The following is a 13,088-nucleotide window of genomic DNA, read 5'->3' as shown; positions in this document are numbered from 1 at the left end:
GGTGTCACCGTCGCAGAGCCGTTTGCGCGGAGCATCACCGTGGAGCGGCCATCAGCCCAAAGGCGGTCCGCCACGAGGCTACGGCGGGACAGAGCGCGCTGGCTTACGCAAAGCCATGCGCGGGTCGGCCGTGGACTGAGGGGTGAAGGCGGGCGGGCGTGGCGAACCTGCCGCGGGAGGGCAAACGCAGTGGTTCAATGCGCGCCCTTCTGCAGCCCTCGGACACGGAGGCCTGCGCGCAGGCGGCTGACGGCCCAGCGACGCCTGGGGAGCGCCACAGGGGCGCGGCGGAGGTGGTGGAGGTGGAGGAGGTGGTGGAGGTGGGTGGGCCGGGGGGGGGAGGGAGAGAAGAAGGGCCTTGGGCCCGGCCCGTCAGGGGAAGGCGCGGCAAGGGCCCCGAGGAAGAGGCCCCGGGCGACCCGGGCCCATGGTGGGGGCGGCCCGGGTCCCCCATGGGGCCCTACGGGAGGGGTGGCCCCACGGGGGAGGCAGTCCGGGGAGAGAAGGGAAGGCAAGGGGCGAGTACGGGGCTGAGCACATGGGCCGGGTCTTCGCAAAGCGTCGCCGACGGGAGGGCGCCAGCGCAGCGGCGGCCTCAGCTCCGGCCGCGGAAGTGTTCGCAGGCGTCGACGGCCCAGAAGAGCTAAGCATTGACGCCCCAGAGAGACTCCGCCCTCGTCAGCCCAGGGCTACAGGCGATCCCGCCGTACCCGCGACAGAACGCCTCGCCCGAGCGCGACGGCAGCTGAACCCCACCTCCCCCGCCCCGCCCCAGCCCGCCTCGGCCCAGCCCAGCCCGGCCCACCCTCACCGCCCCACGTCAGCCAATTTGGCGCGGAGCTGCAGTACGGACTTGGTGTGGATCTGGCTGACCCGGCTCTCGGTGACGCCGAGGACGTTGCCGATCTCGGCGAGGGTGAGGCCCTCGTAGTAGTAGAGCGTGACGACGGTCTTCTCGCGCTCGGGAAGTGTGTTGATGGCCCGTGCCAGCAGCCGCCGCAGCTCGCGATCTTCGGCCACCTCGACAGGGTTGTCGGCAGCCGTGTCTTCCAGGGTGTCCATCAGACTCAGCCGGTCGCCGCCCTCGCCGCCGACGTGCAGAAGCTCCTCCAGGGCGACGACGTTGGCCAACGACAATTGGCTGAACACCCCGTGGAGTTCCTCCAGCGCGATGCCCATTTCCGAGGCCACCTCCGCTTCGGTCGGGGTACGCCGCAGTTGGGCCTCCAGCGTGGCGTATGCCCGCTCGACCGCTCGGGCCTTCTGTCGTACCGACCGCGGAATCCAGTCCAGGGCCCGCAGTTCATCGATCATCGCGCCCCGGATGCGGGTGATGGCGTACGTCTCGAACTTGATCGAGCGCTCAGGATCGAACTTTTCGATGGCGTCGATGAGCCCGAAGACGCCGGAGGAGACGAAGTCGGCCTGCTCGACGTTGGGCGGCAGGCCGACACTGACGCGGCCGGCGACGTACTTCACCAGAGGTGAGTAGTGCAGGATCAACTGCTCGCGCAGCCGTCCGTCACCCGAGGCTTTGTAGGCGCGCCAGAGTTCCTCCAGCGAGGTGGGCGCGGTGGGGCGCACGCTACCGCGCGCGGCGGGGGGCGCGGCCGCGCGGTCGGACCCGGAGGTGTGCTGGGGCATTCGTTGCCTTGAGCCGTTCTGCCGAAACACTGGGGAACACGTGCGTGAGGGAATTACTCGTGAGCGTAGCGTGACTGCAGTGTCGCGATGCGCGATGAAGGGTCGTTCGGGAGTGCGCAGATACGTTCCGCTGCCCGCACCCCCGGGTTACAGGGGGCCGTGCCAAATCCACTCCCAGGGGTAAGGGCCCGTCGTTACGGGCGCCCGGCGCACGCTCCCCCGTACGCGTCTTCGCTGCTGCCCGACACAGCGGCAGCCGACATGGCCGACCGCCCCCCAACGAGGGCCGGACCCTACGAGCCGAAGCACGGCAAACTTGGATTCCGCGACCATTTCCCTCACCACTTCACCCGTTCGCCCCGGGTCAAGGGCCGTCTCGCCCGGAACTCGCCACGGCCGTGGGACGTCGAGCCAACTCCCAGACAGCACCACACCTTTGAACGAACCCCAGCGACTGCAGCTCGAAGAGCTTGCCCTGCGCCACTTCCTCTGCCGTGCCCGAGTCCCGCGCCAGCCGCCGCGAATCCGCGCCGCCCCTCGCGGGCACCGCTTCGAGCACCCGGGTCGCCACCGGATCGAGGAGGTCGCGGGAGAGGACCGGCCCGCGTTGTGCGGGCGCCAGGTCGCCGATGCTGCCGACCAGCTCGATGACTTCAGCCGCGTTGGTGACCACTACCGCTTCGCCACGCAGAAGTTGATGGACGCCGGCCGACAGCCCGCTGGTGACCGGCCCCGGCATCCCCATGGTGAACCTGCCCAGCTCCGTCGCCCGCCGGGCGGTGACCAGAGACCCGCTGCGCAGCTCGGCCTCTACCACCACGGTGCCCCGGGTGAGGGCCGCGATGACCCGGTTCCGCAGGATGAAACGACTGCGGGTCGGATGGTCGCCGGGAGGTAACTCCGCTACCACCAAGCCCTGTTCCGCCAGCCGTCGGATCAGGTCGGTATGTCCGCGCGGGTAGGCATAATCGACGCCGGAGGCCATCACGGCGACAGTGGACCCCTCCGCCGAGAGAGCACCTCGATGAGCCGCACCATCCACTCCGTAAGCGGCTCCGGACACCACCGTCCAGCCACCGTCCGCCAGATCCGCGCCGAGGGTGGCCGCCAAGTGTGCGCCGTACTCCGTACAGGCACGAGCGCCGACGACCGCAACGGAGCGCAGGGCCCACATGCGCAGGTTCGCGCTGCCGCGCACCCACAGGCCGAGCGGTCGCCCATCTCCCAGATCGTCCAACTGTTGCGGCCACTCGTCGTCTCCGGGGCAGACGAACCGGCCGCCGAGTGCAGCGACGGCTTCGAGGTCCGCGGCTGGTTGGTTGACGTCCACCCGAGCGGTCCTCAGGCGTAGCCCCTCAAACTTTTCCTGGGACACTCCCGTCGGCATGTCGCGCTCGCCGAACAGGGACTGTACGAGCTGAGCGGGCGTCGTCTGCCGTAGCCACCGCCCTACCGTCTCGTCACCCGGCTCGACGATGCGCGTCAGCACCGCGCGTGCGTTCCTTTCCGCCTCTCTGTTTTCCTCTCCGCCTTCACTCATGTGTCGCCTCGCGTTGCCTGTCGCCAAACAGGCTTCAGTCCCCCGCATGCCCTTCTTCCTCTCTTCGTTTCCGTGGGTGCTGCCCTGATGGTCGGGCGTCGTCGTGTAGCCGAAAGTGGTAAATGCGTCGCCCCACGTCGACGCGCCTCGGCGGGCGCGATTCAACTGGAGGCCCGGGCAGGCGCGGCCGAGACAGCCACACCCGGGGGTGGCACGAACCGGGGCGGGGTAGGCGCAGTGCAGACCACGAGTAGGTGCTCGTGAGACGGTGGTCCTCTCCGGAGGGCGAGGTTCATACGACGCTCCCCCACACTGCTGCAGGGTCCCCCTAATCCCCCGGCGCGCCATACCTTCCACGCCTGCCAGCCGTGCCGTACCGCGCCAGCCGGGGCACGCTTCCCACCGCTCAGCCCCGGTCGTCCGGCCCAACCCCCAGCCCTCAACTCACCTCGACCCCGATGTCATAGGTACGCCCCGTCTGATGCCTGTACGCAGTTCCAAGGCCCAGTTGATGTCTTCCCCCGTGGGGCGGTCGTGGCCGGCGAGGTCGGCGGAGGTCCAGGCGACCCGGAGTACGCGGTCCATGCCTCGGGCCGTCAGGAGGCCGGTTTCCAGGTCACGTTCTGCCTGCGCTATCGCTCCCGGAGCCATCTGCCAGCGCGTACGCAATTCGTGGCCGGGGATCTCGCTGTTGGTGTTCCACGGCGTACCGGCGAGGCGGGCTGCGGCGCGGTCGCGGGCGGCTCGTACCCGTTCGGCAACTTCCGCGGTGGATTCGGCGCCCTGGGTCAGCGAAAGCAGTTCGGAACGGGCAACGGGCTCCACTGCCACCCGCAGGTCGACGCGATCCATCAGAGGACCCGACAGCCGGGCACGGTAGCGCCGGATGGTGGAGGGACGGCATTCGCAGCCGCCTCCGAGGGTGCCGTGGCGTCCGCAGGGGCAAGGGTTGGCGGCGAGGGCCAGCAGGAACTTCGCCGGCATGCGCATCATCCCGGCCGCCCGTGCGACCACCACGTATCCCGATTCGAGCGGTTGGCGCAAAGCGTCCAGGACTCGGGCGTTGCACTCGGCCGCTTCGTCGAGAAACAGAACTCCGTTGTGAGCAAGCGACACGGCGCCCGGCCTGGGCAGGCCGCTGCCGCCGCCCACCAGCGAGGCCATGGTCGCGCTGTGGTGGGGCGCGCAGTACGGCGGGCGGTCCACCAGGGGCTGTCCTGGCGGCAGGGCGCCGGCCACCGAATGCACCGCGGTCACCTCCAGGGACTCCTTCGGCGAGAGGCGCGGCAGCAGCCCGGGCAGGCGTTCGGCCAGGAGGGTTTTCCCGGCTCCTGGCGGGCCCAGGAAGAAGATGTGGTGACGCCCGGCCGCCGCTACCTCCAGAGCTCTTCGCGGACCGTGCTGTCCGGCGACGTCCGACAGGTCGGGCAAGCGATCGTCGTACATCCGCTCCGTGCCGACACCACTGCCTGGTACGACCAGTCCCGCCAGCAGCGAATCCGGACGTCCTTCGGCTGCCGCGCTCTCGTCCTCCTCCTCGGGCACCGGCTCGTCGGTGAGCACCGCGATCAGTTGCCTGAGGCTGCGTACGCCGAGGACGGAGACGCCGGGGACGAGCGAGGCCTCGGCCACGGTTTTTTCCGGTACGACGACCTGGCGGTATCCGGCGTCGGCCGCGGCCAGGACGGCCGGGAGGACTCCGCGCACCGGCCGGACGCGGCCGTCCAGCCCCAGCTCTCCGATCATGACGAGATCGGACAGCTCACGCGGATCGATCCGTTCCGCCGCGCCGAGCACCGCGCAGGCCACTGCGAGATCGAATCCACTGCCGCTCTTGGGAACGGAGGCCGGGCTGAGGCCGACGGTGAGCTTCTTCTGCGGCCATTCACCGCCAGAATTCACGACCGCGGCCCGCACCCTGTCCCGCGATTCGATCAGGCTCTTGTCAGGCAGTCCGACCAGAGTGAAGGCGGCCACTCCTGGTTCCAGGTCCGCCTGGACCTCGACGACCACACCCTCGACCCCGACGAGCGCGACCGAGCACGTACGGGCGAATCCCATCAGGTCACCCCCCGGACGTGCTCCAGGAGCGGTGCGCCGCGGGTGGGCAGCAGCACGCCGACCACGTCGATGCGGACCCCGCCGGGCGGCGGGTCGCCGTGCTGCTCCAGCCAGCGTTCGGCCAGATGGAGGAGGCGGGCGGCTTTTTCGGGCCGTACGGCCGCCATCGGATGTTCGTAGGAACTCGCACGACGGGCTTTGACCTCGCAGAGCACCAGCGCGTCGCCGTCGGCGGCCACGATGTCGACCTCGCCGTCCTGACAGCGCCAGTTACGGTCCAGGATGCGCATACCGACCGAGGTCAGGTGGCGTGCCGCCAGATCTTCGCCGTATCGCCCGAGCGCCCGTCGCGCGGTTGTGCCGTGCGGGATCTCGGGAGCTGTGGCCTTCGCGGCGGGATGCCGGGGGCGACGGCTGTTCCGGGGCCCGCTCGGGGCGAGGGCGGACAGGCCGTCTCCGTAGCTCGCGATCACCCGGCCGCCCCGGACTCGCGACGAGCTGTCCTGAACCGGCTCCCGGCCTCCCCGGGCCGACCGCCCACCTGCCCGGCCCCACTGCCCGTCTACCTGGCCCGGCTGCCCGCCTGCCTGGCCAGCCTGCCCGTTTTCCCGGACCGGCTGCCCGTCCACCCGGCCCGATTGCCTGTCTTCCCGGGCCCGCGGTAGGCCTTCTCCGGCCGGTGGCCGGCCTTCGCCAGGCCCTCGTACCCCCGCTCGGGCCCGTACCGCGCTCTCCCGACCCCGCGGAGCGCCCCTCCGGCCCCGCGGAGCACCATTACAGTCCTCCGAGCCGCTTCCACCTGCGCTCGTCCGAGGATTTTCCTCATCTGTCGCGTTCACTCGGCACCACCTCCGGCACCGACTGTGACGCTTCAGCCACGTTCTGTTGGATCTTGGTGGACAACCAGACGGTTGTGGATAACTCCGTCACCCACCTCAGCGACCTGGGGCCGGCGTCGGCCGCCCTCCGCGCGTACTCAGCTCGCGGGAAGATCCAGATCGCTCTTGTTCAGCTCTTCGATGTTCACGTCCTTGAACGTCAACACCCTCACCTGCTTCACGAAACGCGCCGGCCGGTACATGTCCCAGACCCATGCGTCCGCCATCGAGACCTCGAAGAAGACCTCGCCCTGCACGGAGTGCACCTGCATCTCGTAGTCGTTCGTGAGATAGAAGCGGCGCTCGGTCTCGATCACGTACTTGAACAGCCCGACGACATCGCGGTACTCCCGGTAGAGCTTCAGCTCCATCTCGGTCTCGTACTTTTCGAGGTCCTCGGCGCTCATGGCAGATCCCCTTCAGCCGTGCGTCCCCCTATTGTGCGTCAGACGCTCTCGGTAGCCAGCAGCACCGGCGCGTCAGGGGGCCCTTCGTCGAGCAGCCTGCGCAGCAGCTCGGCGAATGTCATCGGATACACCGTCTCATGCGACGCGGAAAGTTCTTCCGAAGTCCACCACCTCAGTCCGGATACGCTGCGTCGCTCAAGATCCGTCTGCCCGGACATCTCGGTTGCAGTCCCGTCGGTACGGGCGAGGTAGTACCACTCCTCCTGATCCCAGCGGCGCCCGTCGAAGGGGAAGGAGCAGCGCCGTTTCCACAGCAGCGGCCCCAGTCGGACGTCGGTGATCCCCGTCTCCTCGGCCAGCTCCCTGCGGGCGGCCTCCTCCCGGGTCTCCGTGCCCTCCAGGCCTCCGCCCGGCGTGAACCACCACGTACTGGACGGATCGCCCGGTTCGTAGCCGTGCAGCAGCAGAACCCGGTCGTCGGGGTCGAGCAGCACCACCCGCGAGACCTGCCGCGCCTCCAGCGGCAGGTCATCGGCCGCCTCGCGTGCCTCATCCATCGCTTCAGCCACTTCTGCGCCTCCTCCGTGCCGCCACCGGCCCGTACGCCGCGCCGCCCAGAATCATCACCGCTCCGGCGACGACCGCGACAACGAGGATGCGCACCGGTCCGGGCTGCGATGTGCCGCCGGGCAGGGCGGCGAAGTTCTGCGGACGTTCCACCATGCCCATGCTGCCGATCGGCCAGGCCCTGGCATCCACCCGGGCGTCCACCGCGGTGCGCGACACGGCGCCGTGGTCGCCGTCCGTGAGGTGTGTCCTGGAGTCCAGGGAGTCGTTGCGGTGATCGCCGAGGAGAAACAGCTGCCCCACCGGGACCTTGGAGCTGAAGCCGGTCGGCGAGGCCGGGCCCTTGGCGTGGAGATACGGTTCTTCGACAGGCTTGCCGTTGATCGTCAGCCGGCCGTCCTTGCTGCAGCAGGCGACCGTGTCGCCACCCACCCCGACCACGCGCTTGACCATCGGCACGTCGCCCCACACCGCGTCCCGGAAGACCACGACATCGCCCCGCCGCACCTCGGATCCGTCCACCTGCTCCGCCAGCACCCGGTCCCCCACGCCGATCGTCGGGGCCATCGAGTCGGTCGGCACCGTGTAGGGGCGGTAGACCAGCGCTCCCCAAACGAAGCCGCCCAGGAACAGCACACAGCCGACGGCCACGGCCAGACCGGACAGCACACTGCCCGTCGTCCGGCCGCGGCCGTCGTCCGTACGTTCCTTGCTGCTGCTCATCCCAGCGCTCCCACCCCGCGAGCGCGGCCCGCGTCGAAGATCTGGGACGGCACCCTACCCGGGGGTACGTTCCCCAGTCAGCACCATGAGCCGGGATTAGAGCCGCTACGTATGCACAAGCAAGCCCGTCAGTCGGAAGCCCGCTCAGTCGACGTCCGCTCCACAGGCTGCGCCGCCCGCGCGGCCCGCCTGCGCCGCCGCCACATCACGATCGGCACCGCGCCCGCGAGCCCCATCGCCGCCGGCGTCGCCGCCATAGCCTTGTTCAGCGCGGGCTGGTCGAAGGTGTCCGGCACCGACAGCCACGACCAGCGGTTGATCGGCCAGGCGATCGTGAAGGCGCGCCCGACGACCTGGTTGACCTCGACCGTGCCGTTGCCCTTGAGGTTCGTGTGGTAGCGCGAGTCGAGGGAGTCCTGGCGGTGGTCGCCCATGACCCAGATGCTGCCCTTGGGCACGGTGAGCTTGTCGATTTCCTTGTCACCGCAGGGCGTGTTGCCGGGGAAGAGGTACGAGTCCTCCTTCAGCGGCGTGCCGTTGACCTTGACCGGCCCGGTTCCGTGGCATTCCACGGTGTCGCCGCCGACCGCGATGACCCGCTTGATCAGATCCTTCTCCTCGGCCGAGGGCATCAGGCCGATGAAGCTGAGGACCTGCTGGATCGCGTTGGGCTCGGGGGTGGCCACTTCGTTCAGCCAGCCGCCCGGGTCGTGGAAGACGACGACTTCGCCACGTTCCGGCTCGGAGCCGAACCAGGGGGTGAGCTTGTCCACCAGCACCCGGTCACCGCGCTGCAGGGTGTCCTGCATCGAGTCGGACGGGATGGAGAACGCCTGGACCAGGAACGTCTTGATGACCAGTGCCAGCACCAAGGCGATTCCGATGAGGATCGGCAGCTCTTTCCAGAAGGCACGCGGCTTCTTGCCCTTCTTCACGCTGCCGCTCTCCTCCTCGTCCACCGGCTGTTCCTTGTCCATCGGGGCCCCCTGGCCGGTCGGCCACCCGGAGCCCGCCGGCTGTCCCGGGCCCGCCGCCCGCGCCGGATCCGCCGGTCGTCCCGGCTCTCCGTGCGCAGCGGGCTTTGAGGACTCACCGTTTCCCGCCGGCTCTTCGGGCTCTTCGGTTCCGGACCGCGCGCCGACCGCCAAGTCCCCCACATCCACTCCTTACTCCACGCCACCGCCTGCCCGATAGTCGGTGCAGGCCCACCACTCCCATAACGAGCGGGAGTTCCGCAGGGGTCGGGAGTACGGACAAACCGTCGGGGGACACACTATGCGGCCCATGCCCCGCCGTCGCCCTCGCACCCGGCGCGTCGCGCACGGTCGCATAGGTGTCCGGCTCCTCCAGACGGCGCCAGTGCCCCACCGGCCAGGCGATGACGATGGCCCGGCCCACCACGCTGTCCACCGAGATCGTCCCACGGTACGGCTCGTCCAGGTGGTACCGCGAATCCGCCGAATTGGAGCGGTGGTCACCCATCACGAAGATCCGCCCAACCGGAACCTTGACCTCGAATTTGAACTGCGAGGGCGGATTGTCCGGATGTACGTACGGTTCGCTCAACGGTGTGCCGTTGACCGTGACGCGGCCCTGCTTGTCGCAGCACTTGACGGTATCGCCCCCGACGGCCACCACCCGCTTGATCAGGTCCTGCTCGTCGGCCGACGGGAGCAGCCCGATGAAGGTCATGAATTCTTTGACCTGCTTGACCACGACCGGGTCGTCAGCGGCCTTGACCTGCTCCCCCTGGAGCCAGTTGCCGGGGTCCTTGAAGACGACCACGTCACCGCGCTCGGGCTCCGAGCCGAACCAGGGGGTGAGCTTGTCGACCAGAACGCGGTCGCCGATCCGGATGGTCTGTTCCATGGAGCCCGACGGGATCACGAACGCCTGGACGAGGAAGGTCTTGAGCACCAGGGCGATGGCCAGGGCCACGCCTATGAGGATCGGTATTTCCTTGAGGTAGGAGCGGCGCCTGCGGCGTTTGATGCGGCGCGCCTGGCGCCGCCGTTCGGCGCGTCCTCCGATGGCGCGCCGGGTCGTACGCGTGACGGTGCCCGAGTCGCCATCGGCTCCGTAGCCGTACGGCCCGTTTCCGCGCCCCCCGTCCCCGTCGAGGCCGCTCCGGTCGGGGCCGCGCCCGGTGGGGTCACTCCCGCTCCCGTTGGGGCCGCCCACGTACGCCTCGTACGCGTCCGCTTCGTACGAGCCACTCCCGTACGCCGCTTCCGCGTCCGCCCCCGCAGCGTCCTGGTGCCCGTGTTTGGGCCGCCCCCGATTACCCATGGCTACCTGCCGCGCCCGGTATGCCGTCGAAGGCACGCGGGCGGTCCAGGGTCGTCCAGTGGCCCACCGGCCAGGCGATCCAGTCGGCACGGCCGATCACCTTGCCGACCGGGACGGTACCGCCTCCCGGCTCGCCCAGATGGTCCCGTGAGTCACGTGATCTGCCGCGGTGGTCTCCCATGACCCACAGCTTTCCCTCCGGCACCACGATGTCGAACGCATCGGAGGAGGGCGCGTCCCCTGGAAACAGGTAGTCCTCGGCCACCGGCTTGCCGTTCACCTTGATCTGCCCCCGTTTGTCGCAGCAGGTCACGCGGTCCCCGCCGACGCCGATCACACGCTTGATGTAGTCGGTGGCCGCGGGCTGCGCCAGCCCCAGCGCCGCGCCCGCTCCTCTGACCAGCCCCGTCACCGGGTTCTCCGTCGGTTCGCTCTGCAGGAACGAACCGGTGCCGTCGAAGACGATCATGTCGCCCCGACGCGGTTCGCCGCCGAAGCGGTACGCCAGCTTGTTGACCAGCACGCGATCGCCGACCCGCAGGGTGTTCTCCATGGAGGAGCTGGGGATCAGGAAGGGCTGTACGACGAAGGCGCTGATCAGCAGGACGAAGGCCACGCAGGCCGTGAGCAGCAGAACGGGCCGGTGCCAGAGGGCGACCAGGCCCGCTCCCAGCCAGGACCCGAACCGCCTGATCCGGGACCTCCGCGGCTGCGGAGCCCCCTCCTGCGCCTCCATGGGCGAGGGGGCCTCTTCTCGGGGCTCCGGTGGCGCGTCCGGCTTGGCCGACGCATCCGGCTCGGCCGGCGGGTCCAGCCGGCTTTGCGGCTCCGTCAACGGGGCGGGCTGGTCCTGTGGCTCCACCGACGGGACAGGCTTGCCGTACGGCTGCCCCGACCGCTCCGATCGTTTCTCGGACTCCTCGGGCTCCGCGCGCAGGTCGGGGCCCTCCTCCCGGCCGCGCCGACCGGCCTCGTCCTCCTGCCCGGAGGACGAGCGTCCGGAAAAACACGCGGAGCGCGACCCCTGCTCCGGCCCCTGCGTGGGGGCGGGAGAGCGGTCGCGCTCCGAAAGCTGTGCGTCGGTGTCCATCGGACCCTGAGCCTATCCGGCCGGTCCAGGACGCCGGACGTCTGTTCAGCTGTCGCGCTTCTCCTTGATCTTCGCGGCCTTGCCGCGCAGCTCACGGAGGTAGTACAGCTTGGCGCGACGCACGTCACCGCGGGTCACCAGCTCGATCTTCTCGACGATCGGGGTGTGCACGGGGAAGGTGCGCTCGACGCCGACGGAGAAGCTGACCTTGCGGACCGTGAAGGTCTCGCGGACGCCCGCGCCCTGGCGGCGGATGACGACGCCCTTGAACTGCTGCACACGGGAGCGGTTGCCCTCGATGACGCGCACGTGGACGTTGACGGTGTCACCCGGGCGGAAGGCCGGGATGTCGCTGCGCAGCGACGCGGAGTCGACGGAGTCGAGGAGGTTCATGACCCACTGCTTTCTTCGTTGATGCCACAGGTCATCAACGGAACTGGAAAATGATGATGAGGTTGCCGTTCCGTCGGGCGGACGTCGTTCCCCCTGTGGCAGGGGCGCGCGCCGGACGCACACAGCAGCTGCCTATTCTTCCACGGCGTCACTCGTACGCCCAAATCGGCCGTCCGTTCCCTCGGCCCATCCGAGGATCGAGAGGGTCTCTCGGTCCTTCTTGTCGAAGGCGGACGGGTCCGCGCGCCCGATGAGGTCGGGGCGGTTGCGGTCGGTGCGGCGGAACGCCTCGTCCCGGCGCCAGCGGGCGATCTTGCCGTGATGGCCGCTGAGCAGCACCTCGGGGATGCCGCGGCCACGCCACTCGGGCGGCTTCGTGTAGACGGGGCCCTCCAGGAGGTCCGCCATCGCGCCGGGGGCGAAGGAGTCGTCCTGATGGGAGGCCGAGTTGCCCAGGACGCCGGGCAGCAGCCGGGCGATGGCCTCGACCATCACCAGGACGGGGGCCTCGCCGCCGGCCAGGACGTAGTCGCCGATGGAGACCTCGCGTACGTCCACGCGGTCGCCGTACTCCTCGATGACGCGGCGGTCGATGCCCTCGTAGCGGGCCGGGGTGAAGATCAGCCAGGGCTTCTCGGAGAGTTCGACGGCGAGCTGCTGGGTGAAGGGTTTGCCGCTCGGCGTGGGGACGACGATGACCGGGTCGCCCTCCTGGGAGTCGATGACCGCATCCAGCGCCTCGCCCCACGGCTCGGGCTTCATGACCATGCCGGGGCCGCCGCCGTACGGCGTGTCGTCGACGGTGTTGTGCTTGTCGTGGGTCCATTCCCGCAGGTCGTGGATGCGGACGTCCAGCTGGCCGCGGGCGCGTGCCTTGCCGACCAGGGAGACGTTCAGCGGTTCCAGGTACTCCGGGAAGATCGTGACGATGTCGAGCCGCATTACGCGCCCTCGCCCGCGTCACGGGCCGAGGCCACCTCGGCCTGGCTGTCGTCGAGCAGGCCGGGCGGAGGGTCGACGACCGCCTTCTGCTCCGCCAGGTCGATCTCCGGCACGATCTCGGAGACGAACGGGATCAGGATCTCGCCGCCGTCCGGACGGCGGACGACCAGCAGGTCCTGATAGGGCAGGTGGGAGATCTCCGCGATGCGCCCGACCTGCGTGCCGTCGGTGGTGACCACGTCGAGATCGATGAGCTGGTGGTCGTAGAACTCCTCGGGGTCCTCGGGGACCTCTTCGGGGTCGACCTCCGCGATCAGCAGTGTGTTGCGCAGCGCCTCGGCGCCCGTACGGTCGCGGACGCCCTCGAAGCGCAGCAGCAGGCGCCCGCTGTGCACCCGGCCGGTCTCGATGGTCAGCGGGCCGGTGGCGGGCGGGTCCGTGGCGAGGACGGCGCCGGGCGCGAGCCGCAGCTCCGGCTCGTCGGTACGCACCTCGACGGTGACCTCGCCCTTGATGCCGTGGGCGCGGCCGATCCGCGCGACTACCAGCTGCAC

General features: G+C 69.7%; 13 protein-coding genes. All 13 read right to left on the bottom strand.

From position 1 onward, the window contains the following. Window positions 1–807 precede the first annotated feature (807 nt). The 13 genes from whiG to rimM all read right to left on the bottom strand — a co-directional run bounded on the left by whiG (window position 808) and on the right by rimM (window position 13,088). Window positions 808–1,644, bottom strand: a complete 837-nt coding sequence (gene whiG, locus ACFV57_RS12190; protein ID WP_385229201.1) for an RNA polymerase sigma factor WhiG — start codon at window positions 1,642–1,644, stop codon at window positions 808–810. Between the two features lie 364 nt (window positions 1,645–2,008). Beyond that, window positions 2,009–3,184, bottom strand: coding sequence for a DNA-processing protein DprA (dprA, locus tag ACFV57_RS12185; RefSeq protein ID WP_385229198.1), 1,176 nt, complete (start codon window positions 3,182–3,184; stop codon window positions 2,009–2,011). 444 nt (window positions 3,185–3,628) lie between these two features. Next, the gene (locus ACFV57_RS12180) at window positions 3,629–5,245 is read right to left on the bottom strand and encodes a YifB family Mg chelatase-like AAA ATPase (RefSeq protein WP_385229195.1); all 1,617 of its coding nucleotides are present in this window, start codon (window positions 5,243–5,245) and stop codon (window positions 3,629–3,631) included. Then, complete coding sequence (locus ACFV57_RS12175; RefSeq protein ID WP_385229495.1) at window positions 5,245–5,616, bottom strand: YraN family protein; 372 nt, start codon at window positions 5,614–5,616, stop codon at window positions 5,245–5,247. The genes ACFV57_RS12180 and ACFV57_RS12175 overlap by 1 nt, the downstream gene beginning before the upstream one ends. 605 nt (window positions 5,617–6,221) lie before the next feature. Continuing rightward, window positions 6,222–6,530, bottom strand: coding sequence for a DUF2469 domain-containing protein (locus ACFV57_RS12170; RefSeq protein ID WP_384984672.1), 309 nt, complete (start codon window positions 6,528–6,530; stop codon window positions 6,222–6,224). Window positions 6,531–6,568: 38 nt separating this feature from the next. Beyond that, window positions 6,569–7,087 (bottom strand): NUDIX hydrolase, encoded by a 519-nt coding sequence (locus ACFV57_RS12165; protein ID WP_385229492.1) that lies wholly within the window; start codon window positions 7,085–7,087, stop codon window positions 6,569–6,571. A 4-nt stretch (window positions 7,088–7,091) separates the two neighbouring features. Beyond that, a complete protein-coding gene (lepB, locus tag ACFV57_RS12160) occupies window positions 7,092–7,820 on the bottom strand; it encodes a signal peptidase I (RefSeq protein WP_385229192.1) in 729 nt (242 codons plus the stop codon). A gap of 128 nt (window positions 7,821–7,948) precedes the next feature. Beyond that, window positions 7,949–8,968: a signal peptidase I gene (gene lepB, locus ACFV57_RS12155; protein ID WP_385229489.1), complete on the bottom strand. Its 1,020-nt coding sequence runs from the start codon at window positions 8,966–8,968 to the stop codon at window positions 7,949–7,951. Beyond that, on the bottom strand, window positions 8,910–10,109 hold the full coding sequence (gene lepB / locus ACFV57_RS12150) for a signal peptidase I (protein WP_385229189.1): 1,200 nt from the start codon (window positions 10,107–10,109) through the stop codon (window positions 8,910–8,912). Before lepB (ACFV57_RS12150) ends, lepB (ACFV57_RS12155) begins: the two co-directional genes overlap by 59 nt. Then, window positions 10,102–10,845: a signal peptidase I gene (lepB, locus tag ACFV57_RS12145; RefSeq protein ID WP_385229486.1), complete on the bottom strand. Its 744-nt coding sequence runs from the start codon at window positions 10,843–10,845 to the stop codon at window positions 10,102–10,104. The genes lepB (ACFV57_RS12150) and lepB (ACFV57_RS12145) overlap by 8 nt, the downstream gene beginning before the upstream one ends. A 399-nt stretch (window positions 10,846–11,244) precedes the next feature. Beyond that, the gene (rplS, locus tag ACFV57_RS12140) at window positions 11,245–11,592 is read right to left on the bottom strand and encodes a 50S ribosomal protein L19 (protein ID WP_003980226.1); all 348 of its coding nucleotides are present in this window, start codon (window positions 11,590–11,592) and stop codon (window positions 11,245–11,247) included. A 132-nt stretch (window positions 11,593–11,724) separates the two neighbouring features. Then, complete coding sequence (gene trmD / locus ACFV57_RS12135; protein ID WP_385229186.1) at window positions 11,725–12,534, bottom strand: tRNA (guanosine(37)-N1)-methyltransferase TrmD; 810 nt, start codon at window positions 12,532–12,534, stop codon at window positions 11,725–11,727. Continuing rightward, window positions 12,534–13,088 (bottom strand): ribosome maturation factor RimM, encoded by a 555-nt coding sequence (gene rimM, locus ACFV57_RS12130; RefSeq protein WP_385229183.1) that lies wholly within the window; start codon window positions 13,086–13,088, stop codon window positions 12,534–12,536. Before rimM ends, trmD begins: the two co-directional genes overlap by 1 nt.

The organism is Streptomyces sp. NPDC059788, assembly GCF_042732265.1.
Taxonomy (GTDB): Bacteria; Actinomycetota; Actinomycetes; order Streptomycetales; family Streptomycetaceae; genus Streptomyces.
The sequence above is the reverse complement of the archived record's forward strand: the minus strand, read 5'-3'. Positions and strand labels throughout refer to the sequence as shown.

Coding starts and splice junctions, on each gene's coding strand:
- ACFV57_RS12170 (WP_384984672.1), bottom strand. CDS start 6,530: ATGAGCGCCGAGGACCTCGAAAAGTACGAGACCGAGATGGAGCTGAAG.
- trmD (WP_385229186.1), bottom strand. CDS start 12,534: ATGCGGCTCGACATCGTCACGATCTTCCCGGAGTACCTGGAACCGCTG.
- rplS (WP_003980226.1), bottom strand. CDS start 11,592: ATGAACCTCCTCGACTCCGTCGACTCCGCGTCGCTGCGCAGCGACATC.
- dprA (WP_385229198.1), bottom strand. CDS start 3,184: ATGAGTGAAGGCGGAGAGGAAAACAGAGAGGCGGAAAGGAACGCACGC.
- lepB (WP_385229486.1), bottom strand. CDS start 10,845: ATGGAGGCGCAGGAGGGGGCTCCGCAGCCGCGGAGGTCCCGGATCAGG.
- ACFV57_RS12165 (WP_385229492.1), bottom strand. CDS start 7,087: ATGGATGAGGCACGCGAGGCGGCCGATGACCTGCCGCTGGAGGCGCGG.
- whiG (WP_385229201.1), bottom strand. CDS start 1,644: ATGCCCCAGCACACCTCCGGGTCCGACCGCGCGGCCGCGCCCCCCGCC.
- lepB (WP_385229192.1), bottom strand. CDS start 7,820: ATGAGCAGCAGCAAGGAACGTACGGACGACGGCCGCGGCCGGACGACG.
- ACFV57_RS12180 (WP_385229195.1), bottom strand. CDS start 5,245: ATGGGATTCGCCCGTACGTGCTCGGTCGCGCTCGTCGGGGTCGAGGGT.
- lepB (WP_385229189.1), bottom strand. CDS start 10,109: ATGGGTAATCGGGGGCGGCCCAAACACGGGCACCAGGACGCTGCGGGG.